General features: G+C 70.8%; 21 protein-coding genes. 5 read left to right on the top strand and 16 right to left on the bottom strand.

From position 1 onward, the window contains the following. Positions 1-245: 245 nt before the first annotated feature. The 6 genes from AB0B35_RS27035 to AB0B35_RS27010 all read right to left on the bottom strand — a co-directional run bounded on the left by AB0B35_RS27035 (position 246) and on the right by AB0B35_RS27010 (position 8,537). Positions 246-2,459, bottom strand: coding sequence for an RICIN domain-containing protein (locus AB0B35_RS27035; protein WP_361050100.1), 2,214 nt, complete (start codon positions 2,457-2,459; stop codon positions 246-248). Beyond that, a complete protein-coding gene (locus AB0B35_RS27030; protein WP_361050097.1) occupies positions 2,456-4,348 on the bottom strand; it encodes a ricin-type beta-trefoil lectin domain protein in 1,893 nt (630 codons plus the stop codon). Before AB0B35_RS27030 ends, AB0B35_RS27035 begins: the two co-directional genes overlap by 4 nt. A gap of 379 nt (positions 4,349-4,727) precedes the next feature. Continuing rightward, on the bottom strand, positions 4,728-5,756 hold the full coding sequence (locus tag AB0B35_RS27025) for a LacI family DNA-binding transcriptional regulator (RefSeq protein WP_361050094.1): 1,029 nt from the start codon (positions 5,754-5,756) through the stop codon (positions 4,728-4,730). A 23-nt stretch (positions 5,757-5,779) separates the two neighbouring features. Then, a complete protein-coding gene (locus tag AB0B35_RS27020) occupies positions 5,780-6,628 on the bottom strand; it encodes a viperin family antiviral radical SAM protein (RefSeq protein WP_361050091.1) in 849 nt (282 codons plus the stop codon). Continuing rightward, positions 6,625-7,701: a thiamine-phosphate kinase gene (locus AB0B35_RS27015; protein WP_361050088.1), complete on the bottom strand. Its 1,077-nt coding sequence runs from the start codon at positions 7,699-7,701 to the stop codon at positions 6,625-6,627. Before AB0B35_RS27015 ends, AB0B35_RS27020 begins: the two co-directional genes overlap by 4 nt. A gap of 35 nt (positions 7,702-7,736) precedes the next feature. Continuing rightward, the gene (locus AB0B35_RS27010) at positions 7,737-8,537 is read right to left on the bottom strand and encodes a hypothetical protein (RefSeq protein WP_361050085.1); all 801 of its coding nucleotides are present in this window, start codon (positions 8,535-8,537) and stop codon (positions 7,737-7,739) included. A gap of 302 nt (positions 8,538-8,839) precedes the next feature. Between AB0B35_RS27010 and AB0B35_RS27005 the strand changes: the two genes are divergently transcribed. The 3 genes from AB0B35_RS27005 to AB0B35_RS26995 all read left to right on the top strand — a co-directional run bounded on the left by AB0B35_RS27005 (position 8,840) and on the right by AB0B35_RS26995 (position 11,224). Continuing rightward, entirely contained in the window at positions 8,840-9,679 is an 840-nt protein-coding gene (locus tag AB0B35_RS27005) for a carbohydrate kinase family protein (protein WP_361050082.1), read from the top strand. A 142-nt stretch (positions 9,680-9,821) separates the two neighbouring features. Then, a complete protein-coding gene (locus AB0B35_RS27000; RefSeq protein ID WP_361050080.1) occupies positions 9,822-10,556 on the top strand; it encodes a thioredoxin domain-containing protein in 735 nt (244 codons plus the stop codon). 2 nt (positions 10,557-10,558) lie between these two features. Next, on the top strand, positions 10,559-11,224 hold the full coding sequence (locus tag AB0B35_RS26995) for a vitamin K epoxide reductase family protein (protein ID WP_361050077.1): 666 nt from the start codon (positions 10,559-10,561) through the stop codon (positions 11,222-11,224). 162 nt (positions 11,225-11,386) lie between these two features. Here the strand turns inward: AB0B35_RS26995 and hypE are convergent, their stop codons facing one another. From hypE to AB0B35_RS26975, 4 genes are read right to left on the bottom strand one after another with little or no spacing between them, the layout of a single operon-like run. Further along, positions 11,387-12,520 (bottom strand): hydrogenase expression/formation protein HypE, encoded by a 1,134-nt coding sequence (hypE, locus tag AB0B35_RS26990; protein WP_361050074.1) that lies wholly within the window; start codon positions 12,518-12,520, stop codon positions 11,387-11,389. Next, positions 12,517-13,644: a hydrogenase formation protein HypD gene (gene hypD / locus AB0B35_RS26985; protein WP_360536857.1), complete on the bottom strand. Its 1,128-nt coding sequence runs from the start codon at positions 13,642-13,644 to the stop codon at positions 12,517-12,519. The genes hypE and hypD overlap by 4 nt, the downstream gene beginning before the upstream one ends. Positions 13,645-13,655: 11 nt before the next feature. Beyond that, positions 13,656-13,928, bottom strand: coding sequence for a HypC/HybG/HupF family hydrogenase formation chaperone (locus AB0B35_RS26980; protein WP_155375716.1), 273 nt, complete (start codon positions 13,926-13,928; stop codon positions 13,656-13,658). A 4-nt stretch (positions 13,929-13,932) separates the two neighbouring features. After that, positions 13,933-14,277: a hydrogenase maturation nickel metallochaperone HypA gene (locus AB0B35_RS26975; protein WP_170212936.1), complete on the bottom strand. Its 345-nt coding sequence runs from the start codon at positions 14,275-14,277 to the stop codon at positions 13,933-13,935. Between the two features lie 146 nt (positions 14,278-14,423). On the opposite strand from AB0B35_RS26975, the gene AB0B35_RS26970 reads away from it, so the two are divergent. Both AB0B35_RS26970 and AB0B35_RS26965 read left to right on the top strand, forming a co-directional pair. Continuing rightward, positions 14,424-14,897 carry a hypothetical protein gene (locus tag AB0B35_RS26970; protein ID WP_361050070.1) on the top strand — a complete coding sequence of 158 codons (474 nt, stop codon included), beginning with the start codon at positions 14,424-14,426 and terminating at the stop codon, positions 14,895-14,897. Further along, positions 14,894-15,208, top strand: a complete 315-nt coding sequence (locus AB0B35_RS26965; protein WP_361050067.1) for a transcriptional regulator — start codon at positions 14,894-14,896, stop codon at positions 15,206-15,208. Before AB0B35_RS26970 ends, AB0B35_RS26965 begins: the two co-directional genes overlap by 4 nt. Positions 15,209-15,262: 54 nt before the next feature. Here AB0B35_RS26965 and AB0B35_RS26960 read toward each other — a convergent pair whose 3' ends face one another. The 6 genes from AB0B35_RS26960 to AB0B35_RS26935 all read right to left on the bottom strand — a co-directional run bounded on the left by AB0B35_RS26960 (position 15,263) and on the right by AB0B35_RS26935 (position 20,191). Beyond that, positions 15,263-16,144: an LLM class F420-dependent oxidoreductase gene (locus AB0B35_RS26960; RefSeq protein ID WP_361050064.1), complete on the bottom strand. Its 882-nt coding sequence runs from the start codon at positions 16,142-16,144 to the stop codon at positions 15,263-15,265. A gap of 129 nt (positions 16,145-16,273) precedes the next feature. Then, the gene (locus tag AB0B35_RS26955) at positions 16,274-16,849 is read right to left on the bottom strand and encodes a hydrogenase maturation protease (protein WP_361050061.1); all 576 of its coding nucleotides are present in this window, start codon (positions 16,847-16,849) and stop codon (positions 16,274-16,276) included. A 67-nt stretch (positions 16,850-16,916) separates the two neighbouring features. Continuing rightward, entirely contained in the window at positions 16,917-18,338 is a 1,422-nt protein-coding gene (locus AB0B35_RS26950; protein WP_361050058.1) for a hypothetical protein, read from the bottom strand. Beyond that, positions 18,320-18,973, bottom strand: a complete 654-nt coding sequence (locus AB0B35_RS26945; protein WP_361050055.1) for a DUF6084 family protein — start codon at positions 18,971-18,973, stop codon at positions 18,320-18,322. Before AB0B35_RS26945 ends, AB0B35_RS26950 begins: the two co-directional genes overlap by 19 nt. Further along, positions 18,966-19,628, bottom strand: a complete 663-nt coding sequence (locus AB0B35_RS26940) for a DUF5947 family protein (RefSeq protein WP_361050052.1) — start codon at positions 19,626-19,628, stop codon at positions 18,966-18,968. The genes AB0B35_RS26945 and AB0B35_RS26940 overlap by 8 nt, the downstream gene beginning before the upstream one ends. Continuing rightward, positions 19,625-20,191: a hypothetical protein gene (locus AB0B35_RS26935; RefSeq protein ID WP_361050049.1), complete on the bottom strand. Its 567-nt coding sequence runs from the start codon at positions 20,189-20,191 to the stop codon at positions 19,625-19,627. The genes AB0B35_RS26940 and AB0B35_RS26935 overlap by 4 nt, the downstream gene beginning before the upstream one ends. Positions 20,192-20,240 lie beyond the last annotated feature (49 nt).

Here is a 20,240-nt window from a genome sequence, read left to right as displayed (position 1 = left end):
CAGCTTGACCTTGCCACCCGGCTTCGCCGGATCGTCACTGCCACCGCAGGCCGCGGTGCCGAGCACGAGCGCGGTCGCGAGCAGCGGGCCCGCGATCGTGAGAAGACGGCGACGGACGCCGGGTGTTGCTGCACTCATGGACTTCCTCCAGAGCTCGGATATGTGGGTGGTGCCGATTTGCCTGTCAGCCCGGCCGTCCGGCGTGAACACCGGACGGCCGGGATGCTTCGTTCCCGCCCTCGGACCTACGGGCCGCTGACGAGGTTGACGACGTTGTTGCCGGAGTTGGCCGTCCCGCCGGTGTTGTTGATGACGCGGTTGATGGTTCCGGTGCCGCCGAGCGAGACGGTCACCATGTTGTGGAAACTCGTGCCCGAGGTGGGCACCTCGAACGCCCGCTCGGCCACCACGGCCGGGTTGACGTTGAAGTAGCAGTAGCTGCCCAGGCCCCAGGCTTCGTGGCTGGTGACCGTGTTGGCCACCTTGTACGCCGCGTAGCCGCGGGTGGAGCCGTTCATCCAGCTCGCCTGGTTCGGCGGGTCGTAGGGCAGCTCGTTCTGGAAGAAGTACGTCCGGCCGCCGTTGCCGTTCCAGATCACCTGGTACTTCTGGTAGTGCTCGACGAACAGGCCGTAGAACGTGATGTTGTTGCCGTTGACGACCAGGCCGGTGTCGGCGGTGTTGGTGTTCCACCCGACGCCGGAGCCGTGGTCGGCGCGCCAGATCCAGGTGTGGTCGCCGATCACGTTGTGGCTGTTGATGACCAGGCTGGTGGTGGCCTTGCCGACGCCCGCGCCGCCGATGCGGAAGAACACGTCGTGCAGCGAGGTCGGGTTGGCCGCGTGGTTGGCGCCGGAGCCGGCCGGGCCGACCTGCATCAGCGTCGCCGAGTTGGTGCTGCCCGCGTCGATGAGGATGCCCGCGAGCTTGACGCCGTCCACGTCGGCGACCGACATCGCCATGACCCCGTTGTCCGGGATGATGGTGGCCAGGCCCAGGCCCAGCACGACGGTGTCGGGCCGGGTGACCCGGATGGTGTCGTTGACGTGGTACACCCCGGGCGTGAACAGCAGGTTCTGCCCGGCGGCCAGGGCCGCGTTGATGGAGGCCGCGGTCGCGCCGGCCTTCACGATGTGGAACTGGCTGATCGGCAGGGAGGTGCCCGCCGGAGTGCCGGACGCCCAGGTGGTGCCGGTGCTGTTGCTGCGCAGGCCGGGCACGAACACCTGGTACGCGCCCGCGCTGTCGACGTACAGGAAAGGCTTCTCCCGCACGACCGGGGTGGCGCCGACGTTGGTGTAGGGCGGGCTCGGGAACGTGTTGCCCGGGGCGCCCTGCGTGCCGACGAACACCATGTTCCAGTTGGACCCGGCCCAGCTGCCGAACTGCGAGTTGCGCGAGATCCACTGCTGCTGGCTGCCCGAGTTCACCTGGCCGTCGATCTTGACGTCGGAGAACCAGCCGCCGCTGGCCCAGCCGCCGTCGTCGAGCAGCAGGTTGCCGCGCACGTGCATGCGGCGGTACGGCGCGGCCTGCGACACGGCCCAGCGGTCGGTGCCGCCGTTCGGGGTCACCGACAGGTTCTCCGCCCCGCGCCAGAAGTTCTGGGTCGCGTTGTTCGGCGGGAACCAGTCGGCCTCCACGTGCACCGACCCGTTGATGTTCACCGCGTCCGGCGAGAAGCCCAGACCCAGGACCTGGGTGTAGAAGCCGACGTTGACGTTGACGTTGTAGCTGCCCGGCTTGAACATCAGCGCGTACCGCTGGGTGCCGAACTGGTTCGTCTCCTGCCCCGAGAACACGCTGTTCAGCTGGGACTGGATGGTCGAGGCCGACATCGACGGGTCGAAGACGCGCACGTTCGGGCCGAGGTCGGGGTTGTTCGGGTTAGGCGGCACGGTGCTGGGCGAGGGCTGCGGGCCGCCGACCGGGTTGAGGAAGAATGACTGCGCTCCCGTTCCGTTGCAGGTGTACTGCACCAGCTGAACGCTGTCGGCGGTCGAGGCGGCGGGCACGTCCAGGCACTTGCCGCTGTGCCGGCTGACGAAGTGGTATGCCCCGTCGGCCTCCTGCACCGCCTGCCACTGCTGGTTGTTGCCGCCGCCGTAGAGCCACAGGTGGATCGCGGCGTTGTCGGCGGTCGAGACGTTGGAGACGTCCCAGACCTGGTTGACGGCCGGCGCGGTGCCGACCTTGAAGTAGCCGCCGCTGGTGGCGTCGAAGCGCCACTGCTGCGCGGCGGTGCCGTTGCAGGTGTACTGCTGCACCGCGGTGCCGTTGGCGCTGGCCGCGGCCCGCGCGTCGACGCACTTGCCGTTGGCCTTGTTGACCACCGTGTACGTGGTCCCCGAGGTCACCGCGGCCTGCGCCGTGGTGCTGCCGAGCACGACCACTGCCGCCGCGCCGACTCCGGCGAGCAGGGACGCGGTCAGCGTCGTGATGATCAGCCGCCGCCTCATGAGAACGTCCACTTCTGGTTCGCGCCGGTGGTGCAGGACCAGATCTGCAGCCGCGCGCCGTCGGCGGAGCTGTTGTCCTTCACGTCCAGGCAGGTGCCGGAGAACTGGTTGACGAACTGCTGCGTCGAGCTGTTGTAGGTCCACTTCTGGGAGGTGCCGGTGTGGCAGTCCCACAGGTGGGTCAGCGTGCCGTTGGCCGCGTTCGGGCCGACGATGTCGAGGCACTTGCCGAGCGAGCTGAGCCGACCGCTGGAATCGCGGGTCCAGGACTGCGCGCCGGTGCCGTTGCAGGTGTAGAGCTGGATCGCGGTGCCGTTGGCGGTCGCCGCCCCGGCCACGTCGATGCACTTGCCGGCCAGCCCCGTGATCGGGCCGGTGCCGCCGCCGGGGTTGCTGCCCGGGGTGCCCGACCAGGTGAAGGTCGCGGTGGTACGCGCAGGCAGGGTGTACACGAAGGACTGGTTGCCCCAGTTGACCCGCACCGATTGCGACGAGGTGCCGCCGTTGTGCGCGATCAGGGCCTTGGACCCGTCCGGGTTCTTCCACGCGACGTTCTGGACCGTGCCGTTGGCCGTCGAGTCGATCCGGTACGCCCCCGGCTTGACGAACTTGGTCAGGTGGCCGGTGGTGTAGTACTCGATGGTGTAGTCGACCTGGCCGGCCCGCGAGCCGCCCTCCTGCACGGTGATCAGGCCGGTGCAGACGTCGCAGCCGCCGTTGTGCGGGCCCATGAACTGGTTGAGCGCCAGGCTCCACTTGACCAGGCTGCCGCTCCAGTTGCGGGCGTAGTTGACGATGTCGGCCATGTCCTCGTTGTGCTGGTTGCCGATCCAGGTGCCGCCCGAGTGCTCGGTGCTGAACTGCTTGACCGCCGGGTACTGGTTGTGCACCTGGGTGCCGACCGAGGGGTCGCCGAAGTAGCCGTGCCAGGCGATCCCGCCGAACAGCGGGTCGTTGCGGATGCCCGTGTCGGCCAGCGTGCCCGCGCTCATACTGGCGTAGTCGCCGTAGTTCCAGTCGTGGATGAGCACCTTGGTGGTGATGCCCGCGGCCCGGAACGCCGGGTAGACGTGGTTCTTGGTGAACTCGGTCAGGCCGGAGGTGTTCCAGCTCATGCCCGGGTAGTTCATCGCGGTCGGGTTGCCCGACTGGCAGCAGTTGGGCTCGTTCTGCACCGAGATGTAGTTCACCGGCACGCCGATGGCCTGGTAGCTCTGGATGTACTTGACCAGGTACTGGGCGTACATCGGGTAGTACTCGGCCTTGAGCCAGCCCATCTGGTCCATCCGGCCGTTGTCCTTCATCCAGCCCGGCGCGCTCCACGGCACGCCCTTGACCCGCAGGGCCGGGTTGAGGTTCTTGGCCTGCTGGGTGAGGAGCCGGACGTTGGTGTCGTAGCCGTTGCTGCCGAAGTCGTTGAGGTTGCAGCAGGTGTCGTCGAGCGAGACGTTGCCGGGCCGGGACAGGTCGGACGCGCCGATCGGGTTGCGCACGAACGACAGGCCGATGCCGTCGGTCGGCGAGAACAGCTTGCTCATCACCTGGTCGCGGGTGGCCGCGCTGATCGGGCCGCCGCGCAGCAGGTAGGCGGTGGTGTCGGTGATGGACGCGCCGCCGCCCTCGAACTGCTGGTAGGTGGTGCCCTCGTTGACGGTGATGGTGTGGTTGGCGCTGCCGCCGGCGGGGCCGAAGGTGATGTTGCCCTGCTGCTGCAGGCCGCGGGTGACCGTGCGGCCACCGGAGTCGGACGTGGTGGTGAGCCAGACGCTGACGCTCTCGCCGGCCGCGTAGGCCGAGGGGGCGATCACCGAACCGGTCACCAGGAACGCGGTCGCCGCCGTGGCGGTGACCGCGATGGTGGTGGTCCAGCCTGACCGGGGACGGAACACGCGGGACCCTCCTTTCGACGAAGCCATGGCGAGCCATGACAGGACAGGGGCGCGGGGTTCGCCGGGCGCGCCACGTGAGAGGTGGCGCGTCGCGACGAGTCGCGTGGGGCGGTGGAGGACCGGGCGGCGGTGGGGCTGCCGCCGACCCGGCCCGGGCTGTTCCTGTTCCACAGGACCGTCGATGTAACTGATGTAACAGAATGATTGACGTCCTGTTGACAGCACTGAAACATAAGGCTTTCTCGCCTGTCAAGGGTTGGGTATGTCCGAGAAAGACGCCACGATTCAGCGCCATTCGCGTGGAACAAAATGAAACTGCCGCTGCCAGCAGAGAAAAGGAAGGACACCTTCCTATAACGTTCGACGATCGGCCGAACCGTCAGCGGGGCGGGGCGGCCGCCGTCGAGTCGCGGATGACCAGCTCGGTGCCGAGCGAGACGTGCACGGCCTCCAGCGTGTGCCGGTCCAGCAGGCGCATCAGCATCGTCACCGCCATCCGACCCATCTCCTGCAGCGGCTGGCGCACCGTGGTCAGCATGGGCGTCGTCGCCCGGCTCACGTCGATGTCGTCGAAGCCCGCGATCGACAGGTCCTGCGGCACCCGCAGCCCGCGTTCGTGTGCCGCGGCCAGCGCGCCGACGGCCATCTTGTCGTTGAACGCCACCAGCGCCGTCGGCCGGTCCGGCAGGTCCAGCAGCTCCCCCGCCGCCCGGTAGCCGTTGTCGGTGTTCGGCTCGTTGACGTGGCGCACCAGCTCCGGCGTGGGCAGCACCCCGGCGTCGGCCAGCGGCGCGACGTATCCCGCCATGCGGGCGTCGTTGGCCAGCCACTCCGGCGGGCCGCCGATGATGCCGACCCGGCGGTGGCCCAGCTCCACGAGGTGCGACATCAGCCGCCGCGCCCCGGCGAAGTGCGCCGCCGACACCGTCACGATGTCCTTCGGGGCGAGCGTGCGCGGGTCGATCACCACGAACGGGAACTGCTGGTCGCGCAGCCGCACCAGGTCGTCGGGCGACTCGGGCGGCAGGATCAGGATCGCCCCGGCCACGTCCGGCCGGTCGGCCAGCGTCGACAGCACCGGGGACGGCTGCGCGGCCTCGCCCGCGTTGAGCACCATCTGCCGCCCGTGCAGCTCGATGGTCTCCGCGATCGAGCTGACGATCAGCCCGAAGTAGTCGGTGAGCACGTACGGGCAGCGCACGTAGACCGCGCCGGTGGCCGGGGGCAGCTCGCCGCGGCGCAGCGGGGCCTTGTCCCCGCGCCGGTGCACGGCCTGCAGCACCAGGTCACGCGTGTGCGGCGCGACGTTGGGCGCGCCATTGAGCACCCGGGACACCGTCGCGATGGACAGGCCCGTCTCCGCGGCGATGTCACGCACCGTGGCGCGTACGCCGACCGTTCTAGGCATGGGCGCACACGATACCCGACCTGTCATTGCTCCGGACGGTAACGACGTTCGTACTTGTCCCAGGAGATGCCGGCCGCGGCGAAGGCCTCGCCGACCCCGACCTCGGATATCGGCCGGGAGTAGCGGTAGCCCCGCTCGCCCTCGACGTGCCAGAAGAACCGGCCCAGCGGGTCGACCATGACGTACGAGCCGGTCATCTCGTCGTTGTCCTCGCTGACGATGACCTTGTCGAAGTGCCGGTGGCGATCCAGGAACGCGCCGAACTGAGCGGCGGTGACGGCCTCGCGATCGCCGTACACCGGAAGCACCTGGAAGATCTTCCACCGCTCCGGCCGCACGGCCTCGATGAGCGGCGAGAGGTCCTCCTGGTGGTTGGCCGCGCAGACGACGGTGTTGAGTTTTATCCGGGTGCCGGCGGCCTCCCGCAGGCGCGACACGTAGCCGTACAGGAACGCCGGGTCCAGCATGCCCCGGTGCCGGTCCAGCCGGCCGATGCGCTGGTTGGTCTCGTCCACGAGCGAGTCGACACTGATGCCCACGAGGTCGACATTGGCGGCGGTCCACGCGACGTCGAACCGCCGCAGCATCAGGCCGTTGCTGACGTACGAGACCTGGGCGCCGAGCTCCCGGCAGACCGCCACCAGCTCCGGCAGCCGTTTGAGCAGGGCCGGCTCGCCGCCGACGAAGTTGAACCGGATCCCGTCCGGCCCGCCGCCGAAGTGGTCGAACAGGTCCCGGACGACGGCCTCCCCCGCGGCCGCGTCATCGAAGATCTCCGTTCTGGTCGCGCCCAGCCCCCACTTGCCGAAGCAGAAGGTGCAGCCGTAGTTGCACCGCTCGGTGACATGGAGGTTGACCACGAACTCACTCATACAAGAAAGTTGTCCTTCTCGATGTGATCCATGAAGCTGCCGGCGTCCTCGATGCGGTTCTTGAAGTGCTCGTTGACCACCCCGCGGATGGCGAACTCGACGCCGTCGCGATCGACCGCCACGACGCCGTCGCCCTCGGCGACCCGGCCGATGGCGTACAGCGGCAGGCCTTCGGCCTCGGCCACCTGGGCGAGTTCGTCGGCACGCGAGCCGGGCACGCAGTAGAGGATGTTCCAGTCACCACCGCCGAACATCAGCTGGGTCAGCGGGATCGAGGTGGCTTTCGCGCACTCGACGGCATAGGCGTGGTACGGCATCGCGTCGAGGTCGATCTCGACCCGCACGCCCGCCGCCGCGAACGTCTGCAGCACGTCCAGCAGGCCGTCACTGGCGTCCATGCCGCACCGGGCATAACCGCCCGCGTTCACCGCACCGGCGGAGCGCCACTGCGCCGTGGGCGTGCTCAGGTACTCGATGTAACCCTCGGCCTCCGGGACGGGTCGGCCCTGGAAGACGTCACGGATCATGAAGTAGGAGCCCGCGAACCCGCCGACCCGGCCGGCGCAGAAGATCCGGTCGCCCGGTTGCGCCGTGTTGCGCGGCAGGAAGCGGTCGGCTCCCACCGTGCCGACCGCCGTGCCGACGACGTGCGCGTCGGCGGCCTCCTTCGTGTCGCCGCCGGCGAACACGACCCCGTTGCGGCGGCATTCCGCGGCTGCCCCGAAGACGATGTCCCTGACGTTCGCCGCGGTCTCCTCGCCCGGGACCATGATCGCGATCATGACGGACAGCGGGCGGCCGCCGGAGGCCAGGATGTCGCTGCAGTTCGCCGTGACGGCCATCCTCCCCCAGGTCTCGTAGCCGGCCAGGCCGAGGGAGAGCGCGACCGGACGGGACGCGCGGTCGATCTTCTGGATGAGGTCGAACGGGGAGTCCGCCATCTCGATCACGGAGGCGTCGTGCCCGAATCCCCCGATGAGCCGGGGATCGACGAACAGGTCACCCAGCAATCCGGACAGGAACCCCTTCTCCCCGAGCGAGCGGAGATCAGCCCCGGAATCCATGGACGTCATGTGCGAGCCTTTCTTGATGGAGACACGTCGCGCCGTCAGTCGTTGCCGGCCGGACGGGCGGGACCGCCGCCCGTCTGCGACGGCAGCGGGCCCGCCGGAGCCGCCGCACGCAGCCGTCCGACACCTTTCAGCTGCTTCAGTTCGTCGTCGTCGATCTGGTACTTGGAGTGCAGTTCCACGCCGACCTCGGCCAGCCCTTCGCGGGCGTCCCCATCCATCCGCTCGAACAGGCAGAAGACGTCCGACACGTTCAGTCCGTAGGCCCGCAGATGGTTGACACAGGTCGCCAGGAACGACCCCTCCATGCAGAGATCGTCGGCGATGACGGCGGTCGCACCGGGAAGGAACGTCCCCTCGATCGGATATCCGAAACGCGGGGCGCGGCCGGTACGAATCATAAGGAAATCGGAGCCGAGCAGCTCCGCGACACTCGATCCGACGAGCAGGTTGCCCTCCCGCGGCGTCGCGATCAATACGCCTTTGAGATCCGTTCCGAGGCCCTCTTCGACGAAGTCGGCCAACGACCTGGCGAGCACCGCCCTCTTGGCGGGAACGCAGCTGGCGGTGTGCATGTCGAGATACACGGCTATCGGCTGGGTGACGATGTACCCGACCCCGGATTTGTCCGACTGGATGAAGATGTGATCGGCGGCGATCGCGCGCACCGGGTCCTCGTCGATCTCGTCGAGAATCTTGTGCGCCTCACGCGATTCGACCTTGCGGCCGGGCGCCGCGACCGCACCCCGCTGCAGGCGGTACTGGCTCACGTTCACCCCGAGCGTCACCAGTGCGACCAGCGCACCGATGATGCCCGCCACCGCAACCGCGAACTCCATGCCGTCTCCACTGGACGTGCGAGCAATAGAGGAATACCGCGCAGCGATGCGCACCCTGAGTGCCGATCACGTTACCGCCGGCATGCAACGACGTCTATCAACTTTCGGCGGACGGAAGTGACGACCGACCGCACGAAAGTCGTTCATGTACTCGGCCGCTCATCCGGCACCGGGATGGACGATCACCCGGTCTGGCATGGCATTCGAGTGGCATGTCATACCGTGCGTATATTCGACGTCGCCACCGGCGACGCGATCATTCCATTCGCGAGCCGATTCCGCCGTTCCGCAGAGGCTGACTCATGAAGCTGGTCATCGTAGGGCACATCGGCCTGAATGAGGACCGCACCCCCCATGGCAGCGCCGTGTCGCCCGGCGGAGCCGCGTACGCCTGCGCCCGCGGCGCGGCCGTGCTCGACGCCACGCAGGTGGGCGTGGTGGCGACCGTCGGCGACGACCTGAGCCTGGCGCCGATCCGCAGCCTCGGCGTGAACCTGCTCGGCGTCCGAGTGGCCCGGGGCCGCTCGCCGCGGTTCTACATCGACCAGCACCCCGACGGCCGGCGCACCTTCAGCGTGGACTTCGGCATCGCCACCGAAGCCGCACCGGACAGCTTCCCGCGGGCCTATCAACTCACCCGGCACGTCCACCTGGCGACGGCGCCGCCCGAGCAGCAGCTCGCCTGGCTGATGCACCTGCGCCGCGTCCTGCCGCGCGCCACCATCTCGGTGGACATGTTCGAGCACTTCGCCGAACGGGAGACCGCGCTGTGCCGCCAGGTGTGCCGCAGCGCCGACCTGATCTTCATGAACGAGGAGGAGCAGCGCCTGCTCTTCGGCGGACACGAGCACCCACCGGTGCCGGCGATCGTGAAGTTCGGCCCCGAAGGCGCCGGATACTGCCAGGACGGGCAACTGACGCGCGTGCGCGCGACGCGGGAGGAGCCGGTCGACACCACCCACGCCGGCGAGATCCTGGCCGGAGTCTTCCTGTCACTGCGGGCGTACGGCCTGCCCCGGCAGGACTGCCTCGCCCACGCCGTGCGGGCGGCCGCCGCGAAGGTCACCCAGTTCGGCGTCAACGGCGACGCGCTGACGGCGACGCTGGACCGGATCCGCGCGGAGGTGACCGCCACCGCGTGATCCGCGCGACACGGCACAGGCGATTCGCTGCGTTCTCCCAGGATTCGCCCAGCCGTCATGGATAGAGTCCCCAGACAGCTGGGCCGCCCCCACCAGCGGAGATCCATCAATCCCCCACATCTTCCTGTGGAAAGGTGACGCGATGCCCGCGACGACCCGACCCGCCTCGCGGCGGCCGGACAAGACCGGCGGCAAGGGACGCAAGAATCTCAAGGCGCCGGCCGGCGGCGGTATGAGCACCAACCTGAGGTTCACCCTCGGCGTGCTCGCGGCGGTCGCGCTGATCGTCGGCGGAGCCGTGTTCTTCGCCATGAAGGGCTCGTCCGAGCCGGCCACGGCCGGTTCGAACCCGGTCCGCGCCGACTCGCACCAGTTGTCCACGGCGGCCGACGGCAAGGTGACCATCGTCGAGTTCCTCGACTTCGAGTGCCCGTCCTGCGGCCGCGCCTACCCGGCCGTCGAGCAGCTGCGCAAGGAGTACGCCGGGAAGATCACCTACGTGGTGCGGGAGTTCCCGCTCGACATGCACCCCAACGCGATGAACGCGGCCGCCGCCGCGGAGGCCGCCGCCAACCAGGGCAAGTTCGAGGCGATGTACAACAAGCTGTTCACCACCCAGCAGGCCTGGGGCGGTCAGCAGACCGACCACGCGAAGACGTTCGACGGCTACGCCCAGGAGCTGGGGCTGGACATGGCGAGGTTCCGCGCGGACGTCGCGTCGCAGCAGGTGCGGGACCGGATCGAGACCGACCGGGCCGACGGCGCGGCCGCCGGGGCGCGGGGCACGCCGACGTTCTTCGTCAACGGCGAGCTGTTCGAGCCGGCGGCCACGTACGACAATCTGAAGGCCGCGATCGACACGGCGCTGGCGGGGTGAGCATGACCGCGATCAAGCAGCGCGGCGCGACCCACGCCGAGCCGGCGGGCGTCGAGGAGCACCTGGCGCCGCGGCGGACCACCGTCGACCGCGCCATCGGCTGGATCCTGACCGTCACCGGCGTGCTGGGCACGGCGGCGGCGTTCACCCTGGCCGTGGAGAAGATCCACCTGCTGACCGATCCGTCGTACACGCCCTCGTGCAGCATCAACCCGGTGCTGTCGTGCGGCTCGGTGATGATCACCGAGCAGGCGTCGGCGTTCGGCTTCCCGAACCCGCTGCTGGGCCTGGGCACGTTCCCCGTCGTCGTGACGCTGGGTGTGCTGGTGCTGGCGGGGGTGCGGCTGCCGCGCTTCGTGTGGCTCGGGCTGCAGGCGGGGGCGACGTTCGCGCTGGGCTTCGTGTTCTGGCTGATGTTCCAGTCGATGTACCGGATCGGCGCGCTGTGCCCGTACTGCATGGTGGTGTGGGTCGCGGTGGTGGTGCTGTTCTGGTACACGACGCTGTACAACCTGCACCACGGGCACCTGCGGGTGCCGGCTCGCCTGCGCGGCGCGGTGGACCTGGCCGTGGACGTGCACGCGGTCGGCCCGGCGCTGTGGCTGCTGGTGACGGTGGTGCTGATCGCCCAGGCGTTCTGGAGCCAGTGGCAGATCATGCTGTCCTGAGACCTTCCGGCCGCCGCGGCCTCTCCTCCCCGTCGCGGCGGCCGGTTCCCGGAAAGGAGATCGCCGTTTCCGGCCAGGACCTGGGATCGGGCCCAGGCTTCTGACCGGAAACGGCGATCTTTCGGTATGCGGGAAGCCGGCGCGCCACGGCCCGGCCGCGGGTCAGCAGATGCGCGGGAGCGGGTCGCCGACCAGGAGGTCCATGATGCGGGTGCCGCCGAAACGGGTGCGCAGCAGCACCAGGTGGGCGGGGTCGTCGTCGACGCGGCCGATGACGGCGGCCTGCTCGCCCAGCGGGTGCCCGCGCAGCGCGGCGAGCGCCGCGTCGGCCGCGTCCGGGGCGACGACCGCCACGAAGCGGCCCTCGCAGGCGACGTAGAGCGGATCGATGCCGAGCAGCTCGGCCGCGCCGCGTACGCCGGGGCGCACCGGCACCGCCTCCTCGTCGACCACGATGCCCACCTCGGCGGCGCGGGCGATCTCGTTGAGGACCGTGGCGACGCCGCCCCGGGTCGCGTCGCGCATGGCGCGCACGCCGGCCCCGCACGCGTCGAGCAGCGCCGCGGTCGCCCCGTGCAGCGACGCGGTGTCCGAGCGCAGGTCCACCTGAAGGTCCAGGTCGCCGCGGGCGATGAGGACGGTCATGCCGTGGTCGCCGACCGGCCCGGACACCAGCACCACGTCACCGGGCCGGGCCCGGTCGACGCCGAGGTCGTGGGCGCGATCGCGCAGCCCCACCCCGGCCGTGGTGATGTAGCAGCCGTCGGCCTGGCCGCGCTGCACGACCTTGGTGTCCCCGGCGACGATGCGCACGTCGGCGGCCTTGGCGGCAGCCGCCATGGAGGTGACGATGCGGGTCAGGTCGGCGACTCCGAAGCCTTCCTCCAGGATGAACCCGGCCGACAGGAACAGCGGGCGCGCGCCGGAGACGGCCAGGTCGTTGACGGTGCCGTTGACGGCCAGCTCGCCGATGTCGCCGCCGGGGAAGAACAGCGGCGACACCACGTACGAGTCGGTGGTGAAGGCCAGCCGGGTGCCCGCGACGGTCAGCGCCGCCGCGTCGTCGAGCGCGGCCAGCTGCGGGTTGTGGAACGCCTCCAGGAACACGGCCTCGACCAGGCTCTGCGTGGCTTTGCCGCCCGCGCCGTGGGCCATGGTGAGGCGTTCCTCGCGGACCCGGGCCCGGGCCCGGCGGGCGCGCGCGACCCGCTCCATGACGGCCTGCTCGCTGACGCCGGCGACCGCTTTCGCGCCCGCCTCGGTGACCGGGCCGTCGATGGTGACCTCGCCGCTCACCGGGCCGTCACCTGCAGCAGCCGCTGGCGGCGGAACCGGCCGAAGTTGTAGTACGCCGCGCAGGCGCCCTCGGGCGACACCATGCAGGTGCCGATCGGGGTCTCCGGCGTGCAGGCGGTGCCGAACACCTTGCACTCCCACGGCTTGAGCACACCCTTGAGCACCTCGCCGCACTGGCAGGACTGCGGGTCGGCGACGCGTACGCCGGGCACGTCGAAGCGGCGCTCGGCGTCGAAGTCGGCGTACGCCTCGGTCAGCCGCAGCGCGCTGTGCGAGATGAAGCCCAGGCCGCGCCACTCGAAGAACGGGCGCAGTTCGAGCACGTCGCCGAGCACCTTCAGGGCGGTCGGGTTGCCGTCCCACGGGACGACCCGGCTGTACTGGTTCTCGATCTCGCAGCGGCCCTCGGCGAGCTGGGCGAGCAGCATGTCGATCGAGTGCAGGATGTCCAGCGGCTCGAACCCGGCCACGACCAGCGGTTTGCCGTACTGCTCGGCGATGAACCGGTACGGCTCGCAGCCGATCACCGTGGACACGTGCCCGGGGCCGAGGAAGCCGTCGAGGCGCTGGTCGGGCGAGTCCAGGATGGCCTTGATCGCCGGGAGGATGGTGACGTGGTTGCAGAAGACGGAGAAGTTGGTCAGCCCCTCCGCCTTCGCCCGCAGCACCGTGACGGCCGTCGACGGGGCGGTCGTCTCGAAGCCGATGGCCATGAACACGACCTGCCGGTCCGGGTGCTGCCGGGCGATCTTCAGCGCGTCCAGCGGCGAGTACACCATGCGGATGTCGGCCCCGGCGGCCTTGGCGTCCAGGAAGGAGCCGTCGCCGCCGGGCACCCGCATCATGTCGCCGAACGAGGTCAGGATGACCTCGGGGCGCTGCGCGATGGCGATCGCGTCGTCGACGCGGCCCATCGGGATGACGCAGACCGGGCAGCCCGGCCCATGCACCAGCTCGACCTGCTCGGGCAGGTAATCCTCCAGGCCGTGCTGGTAGATGGTGTGCGTGTGACCGCCGCACACCTCCATGAACTTGTACGTGCGGCCCGGTTCGCACCGGGCGGCGATCCGGGCCGCCAGTGCTCGGGCCTGTTCGGCGTCGCGGAACTCGTCCACAAAACGCATCGTCGCCTCGCTCAGTCGATGGTGGAGCTTCGCAGGGCGGTCAGCTCGTCGGCGTACGCGTCCCCGAGGCTCTTCAGGAAGTCCATCGCGGCCGTCGCCTCGGCCTCGTCGATCTTGGATAGCGCGAAGCCGACGTGGATCAGCACCCAGTCGCCCTCGTTGATCTCACCGGGCTCGAACAGCCCGATGTTGATGGCGCGCCGTACGCCGCTGACGTCGACCTGCGCCAGGTCCGGCCGGTCGGTCATGATCTCGACGACCTCCCCGGGAATGCCCAGGCACATACGCTCAGGCCCGCAGGTCGACGAGGTGGAGCTCCTCGAGGATGAGGTCGTCGCCCCCGGTGACCACCACGTCGGCGCTGCCGCAGAAGGCGCAGACGGGCAGCATGTCCATGGACTGCTCGGCCCGGCCGCAGGCCGAGCAGGACACGTGCGCGGGCACGGCCACCATGTCGATCTCCGCGCCGTCGGCGGTGGTGCCGGTCGCGACCAGCGCGAAGCCCTGCTTGAGAGCCGGCTCGGCGACACCGTGGCGTACGCCGATGCGCACCTTCACCCGGTTGACCTGACGGCCCTCGGCGCGCTGGGTGACCGCGCCGAGGATGCTCTCACAAAGTCCGATTTCGTGCATTTTATCTCCTTATTCCCGAATGCCCAACGCCGGTCGCCCCACCCGGGAAACGAACCCGCGATGTGCCAACCATGAGGAAAGTACTTTCCAATCGGGAAAGAGCGCTGTACTTTCCTATCAGGAAACTACTTTCTGAGGAGGGCATCATGGCGGAGCAGCTCCGTCCCGACGAGGCGGCGCAAGCGCTGGCCCGGATACGGGAGCAGCAGGAACAGGTCATCGACGCGCTGTCCATCCCCGACTGGTACTGGTGGCTGCTCGGCGGCCTCACCGTCGGCCTGGCCGCGGCCGTCGAGTCGGCGGACCCGACCGTGATCGCCGTCGGCACGGCCGTGTTCGTGGTCGGCCTGCTCGTCGGGACCGGCTGGGTCGTCCGCGCCGGGCTGCGCGTCAAGGTGCGCAACGCCCTGCTGGGCGCGCGCGGGATCGGGCTCATCCTCGGCTTCGTGGCGCTGACCGTCGCCGTGTCACTCGGGCTGGCCTTCAGCCTGCAGTCCGGCGGTGTCAACCGCCCGGCGACCTGGGGCACCCTGGCCAGCGCCGGGCTCCTGGCCGTCGGCGGGCCGCTGCTCACCCGGGCGCTACGGCGCACCATGCTCGACCGGCGCGGGCCGCGATGACCGACGCCCGGTTCGACGAACTGATCCACGCCCCGACCCGGCTGGCCATCGTCGCCCTGCTGGCCGCGTCGGAGTGGGCCGAGTTCAAGTTCATCCGCGACAGCGCCGGACTGTCCGACTCGGCGCTGTCCAAGCAGCTCACCACGCTGGAAGAGGCCGGTTACGTCGAGATCCGCAAGGGCTTCGTGGGCAAGCGGCCGCGCACCTCGGCGGCGCTGACCCCGGCCGGGCGAACCGCGTTCGCCCAGCACGTGGCCGCGCTGGAGGAGATCGTGGCGCGGGCGGGCACGACGATCCTTCCCCGCGGCTGAGCGGCGTGCACCCCGGCCGGGGTGCACGCCGCTTCGCGGATCAGGCTGCTCGGATCAGGCTTCGAGGGGCAGCGCGGCGGCCAGCAGCCGCCACTGCTCGCGTGGCAGGCCCGGCTCGGCGGTCACCACCTGCACCGCCAGGTGGTCGGCACCGGCGTCCAGGTAGGCGGCCGCGCGGCGGGCGATGGCCGTCTCGTCCCCCATCGCGAACACCGCGTCCAGCAGCCGGTCACTGCCGCCCGCGCGCAGGTCGTCCTCCGTGAAACCCAGCCGCAGCAGGTTGTTGGTGTAGTTCGGCAGCTGCAGATAGAGGGCCAGGTGGCCACGGGCCGCGGCCCGGGCGCGCTCGGCATCGGTGTCGAGCACCGCCTTGAACTCCGGCGCGAGCACCGCGTCCGCGCCGAGGATCTCCCTGGCCAGGGCGGTGTGCTCGGGCGTCACGAGATACGGGTGCGCGCCCGCGGCCCGGTCGCGGGCCAGCGCCAGCATGCGCGGGCCGAGCGCCGCCAGCACGCGGTCGCGCACCGGCACCGGTTCGGCCGCGGCGTCCAGCGCGGACAGATACTCCGTCATCGCGGAGTACGGGTGCGCGTAGCGCTCGGTGAGCCGGCTGTGGCTCACCCCGAGGCCGAGCACGAAACGGCCCGGAAAGGCGCGTTCCAGTTCGGCTCGCTGCGCGGCGACCTCGGCCGGCCCGTGCTCCCAGATGCTGAGGATGCCGGTGGCGACCGTCATGCGGGAGGTCGCCTCCAGCAGCGGGCGCGCATAGGTGACCGCCGGTCCCCCGCCCAGCCAGAGCGTGCCGTAGCCCAGGTCGTCCAGTTCGGCCGCCGCGTCGGTGAACTCGCCGCTCAGCGCCTCGCCGCCGGACCGGAGCGCCTCTGTCCACGCCGCGCTCCACACCCCGATCCGGCCCCATCGATCATGCCGCGACACGGCGCCCCCTCCACTGGTTCCCGGGTCACATACTGCGCATCTTGAGGTACCGCTTCATGTCCGGGAACGTGCGCACCAGCACCGCCGTCACCCCGGCCAGCACCAGCCCGGCCAGCACCTTCTTGAGCGTCACACCCGTACTCCTGTCTCTCGATCCTCTTCGGCCGGCGCGGCGGCGATCAGCCCCGCCGGCAACGGCAGCGCGCCGGTCAGCGCGGCCGGGCCCAGCTCCCACAACTGCCGTACCAGCGCCACGGCGGGCTCCACGGCGGCCTCGACCGGCGGGCTCAGCCCCATGCGCTCGCTCAGGTCGGCCGGCTCGCAGCCGACCAGCAGCACCCGGCCCGGGGCGCTGCCGCAGCTGTCCAGCAGGTCCAGCACCCGCTGCGGCTGCATGCCGTGCGGGTCGACCAGCACCGGGCCGTCGTCGGCCCGCCCGGCGGCCCGGTCGGCCGCGCTGACCTCCAGCAGCCGCACCGTGCCCGGGGCGTCACCGCGGCAGTCGACGTCGATCAGGACGGTCGCGTCGTAGCCGGCCATCAGGTCGTACGCCAGATGCACGCCGCGGATGCCGTAGTCGGCCACCCGCAGCCAGGTCGGGCACGGACCGGCCAGCAGCCGCGACGCCACCGCGACGCCGAAGCCGTCGTCGCCCAGGAAGATGTTGCCCAGCCCGGCGACCAGCACCTTGCGCCGCGTGCTCATGCCCGCTGCTCGCTGCGCTCGTCGCCGGCACGAGTCGCCGGCCCCGTGATTCGCTCGCGATGCTCGCTCATGCGGACACCACCGTGACCTCCTCGGGGGCGAAGTAGCGGAACCGGCCCTGCAGGATCTGCAGGTCGGCGGCGGGGTCGTCGTCGAGGGTCACGGCCAGATGCGTCGAGCCGTCGACGTCGAGCAGCACCGCCTGCACGGTGGCGACCCGGTCCACCAGGAACATGTCCTGCGCGTCGCTGCGCCGCCCGCCCGGGTGCAGGCGCACCTTGCTGCCCTGGCCGACCGGGGTGCCGTCGATGACGACGGTGTCGGTCGCCGGATCGACGGAGGAGTCCGCGCCCGGGTCCCACCAGGGGCGGTCGGCGGCGAACACGTCGGACGGCCCGGCGGCGGGCACCGGGCGCAACTGCCGGATCGCCCCGTGCAGCCGCTCGAACACCTCGGGTGGCAGCGTCTCGGCCCGGCCCAGCAGCGCGCCGCCGCGCGGGTCGGTGGCCCGTACCCGGCGCTTCTCCTCGTCGGTGAGGGTCAGCGTACGCAGCACCAGCAGCTCGTCGATCTCCAGCGCGTCGTACATGTCGCCGGGGCTCTCCGGCGCGACCACCGGGTGGTCGTACAGGATCACCGGCGCGGACAGCATCACCTCGCGGCTGCCCTCCGGGCCCAGCATGACCGGCCACGTCCTGATGTTGCGGCACTCCCGCACGGCCGCCTTCGCCCACTCCGGCGGGTCGAGCAGCGACACGAAGTTGCCCGCCGTCAGCGCGAACACGCTGTGCGCCGCGATCAGCGAGTGCCGCAGCGCCTCCGGCCGCCCCAGCCCGCCCACCTGCGCCGCTTCCGGCGAGGCGTTTGGAAGGTGCCCTTCCTCTACGTGAACCGATGTGAAGGTGCCCTTCCTTTCGGTTCGGTTGGTGACGGTGGCGGTGAGGCGGAGCAGGCCGTAGGGGCCGGGGAGGGGGTCGGCGTGCAGGCGGAGTTCGGCGTGCAGGGGGTGGCGTTCGCGGTGGAGGCGGACGGACGCGGAGATCTGTTCCGTTTCGGTGCCGCCGGGGATGGTGAAGGTGTGCACGTGGTCGCCCACCAGGTCGGCGAGGGGGATGACGAGGTCGGCGGACTGTTCGAGGGTCTCGTCGAAGGGGAGGTGGATGGTGCCGTCGACCTCGGCGGAGGGCACCGGGTGGTAGCCGTCGCCGGTGGCGGTCTCGACGGTGCGGGACTGGGCCTGGAGGAAGCGCACGCGCCAGTGCAGGCGGGTGTCGGGGCGGGGCTCGGCCAGCAGCTGGGTCTGGCACCAGGTGTACTCGCCGAGGGCGTCGTCGGCGTAGGCGGGCGGGACCAGGACGCCGAACTGCCAGCGCAGCTGGTTCTTGGCCGCGTCGGCGCGGTACGGGTAGAGCAGGTAGCCCTCGTAGAGGACCGCGTCGGCGACCGCGCGGGCCTGCTCGAACGCTTCGCTCAGCGCGCTGTCGGGCACAGTCCGTCCTCCTTCGCCGCGAGCAGGGCGGACAGCGCCTCGTCGGCCGTCGGCACCGCGTGCCGGGCCTGGTGGCGCAGCAGCGCGTCGACGGTGTCGCGGCGCAGCCGCAGCCAGGCCGTGTCCGGGAAGTACAGGTCCATCAGCTCGCGCCACACGGCGACGGGCAGCGCGTACGCCGCCTCCCGGTCCCACGGCACCCGCCCGACCTGCACCCCGCCGGGCCCGGCCTCGAACAGCGTGCCGCTGAACAGGAACGTCATCGGCACCGTGCCCTCGGCGAGCGCGTGCAGATACTTGCCCAGCCCCGGTTCGAGGTCGTACGTGCAGGGCACCATCAGGTCGAACTCGGTCCCGCCGGTGAACCCGGGCACGGTCACGCCGACGGTGGCGAAGTGCAGCGCCTGCATGCTGGTCGCCCAGCGGGCGGGCGCGCCGAAGACGTAGTCCAGGCCCTGCGCCTCGGGCTCGGAGTAGGTCCGGGCACGCGGGTCGATGCGCAGCTGACAGCTGAGCACGAGCGCGTGCACGCGGACCTCCGCCGGGGCGGTGATCCGCAGCCGGAAGCGCAGCGTCGGCCCGGCGGCCCACGGCAGCGCCTGCGCGTCCACGCAGGCGAACGACAGCTCAGCCATGCCCTGCCCCCACGGGCGTGCCAGCATTCTCACGGACCTGGGCGAGCCAGCCGTCGATCGCCGCCCACGCCTCCTGCCCGCCGTCGAAGCCGCGCCAGCGCAGCCGGACCAGGCCGACCAGGCGGTAGCAGACGTCGATCGGCACCAGGTACGCCTCAGGGCCGTCCGGGGACCGGTGCAGCAGCAGCGCCAGCACGTCGGGCGGCAGCCGGGCCGTGTCCGGATGCCGGGCCAGCACCTTCGCCCAGACCTCCGGCGGCAGCTGTGACTCGGCCGCCCCGGCCGGGCTCGGGTAGAGCGCCACCGGCTGCCCGAGGGTGCTGTTGACGAAGACGAACGCCAGCCGCACCGGCACGTCCAGCGCCGCCCAGTCCAGGTCGGACAGCGAGAAGTCCGGCAGCGCCGTGTGCTCGCGCGGCACCGCCGCGAACCGGCGCGCGCCCGCGGACTCCCCCGCGGGCGGCTCGTCGGACGGTGCGAACAGCAGGTGGCAGGGTCGGCAGGCGCACGGCAGCGACCGGTTCGCCAGGTCCACGAGGTGGTCGTGGTCGGCCGGGATCACGGCCGCGCACAGCTCGCAGCGCTCCGGCGCCGCCTGCGCGACGATGGCGGGCGGCGCGGGCGCGGTCAGATAACGCCGCAGGCCGGCGGTCATGCGGGCGCGCCGGTCGGCGCCTTCGGCCGGTGGCCGATCTGCAGCAGCTTCTGCGGTGCCGGGGCCTCCTCCAGCACCACCTCGACGATCTCGGGCGCGGCCTGCTGCACCAGCCGGGAGAGCAGCTCACCGGCCGTCTCGCCGGTGCCGCCGCAGCCGCTGCCGCAACCCCCCGCGGTCGCGATCCGGGCGGTGCCCGCGGCGTCGATGTCGACCAGGGTGAACTCGCGGCCGAGCCGCCTGCGGGCCCGGTCCAGCGCCACCAGGACCCGCTCCTCGATCGGCACCGGGTGCAGACCGTACAGCGCCAGCAGGCCGCCGACCAGCTCGTCCTCGGCCAGCACGCGCAGCTCCTCGGTGACGCCGGGCACGGTGACCAGGCCGTCGAGCAGCCGGGCCAGCCCGGCCTCGTTGAGGTGCAGCAACTCGCGGACCACCCCGTCGGCGGCGGTGCGGGCGGCCTGCCCACCCGCGCTCTCGACCTCCCCGAGCAGCCCTTCCACACGTACACCCACCGTGTGCGGGTCCAGCGCCATCACCCGGTCCATGTGCTGATCGCTCATGCCGCCGCCTCCGGCGTCGTCATGAGCCGAGCTGTGCCCATGATTCGCT

Source organism: Catellatospora sp. NPDC049133, from assembly GCF_040648455.1.
GTDB classification, from domain to species: Bacteria; Actinomycetota; Actinomycetes; order Mycobacteriales; family Micromonosporaceae; genus Catellatospora; species Catellatospora aurea.
This window is presented reverse-complemented; position numbering and strand designations above follow the sequence as displayed.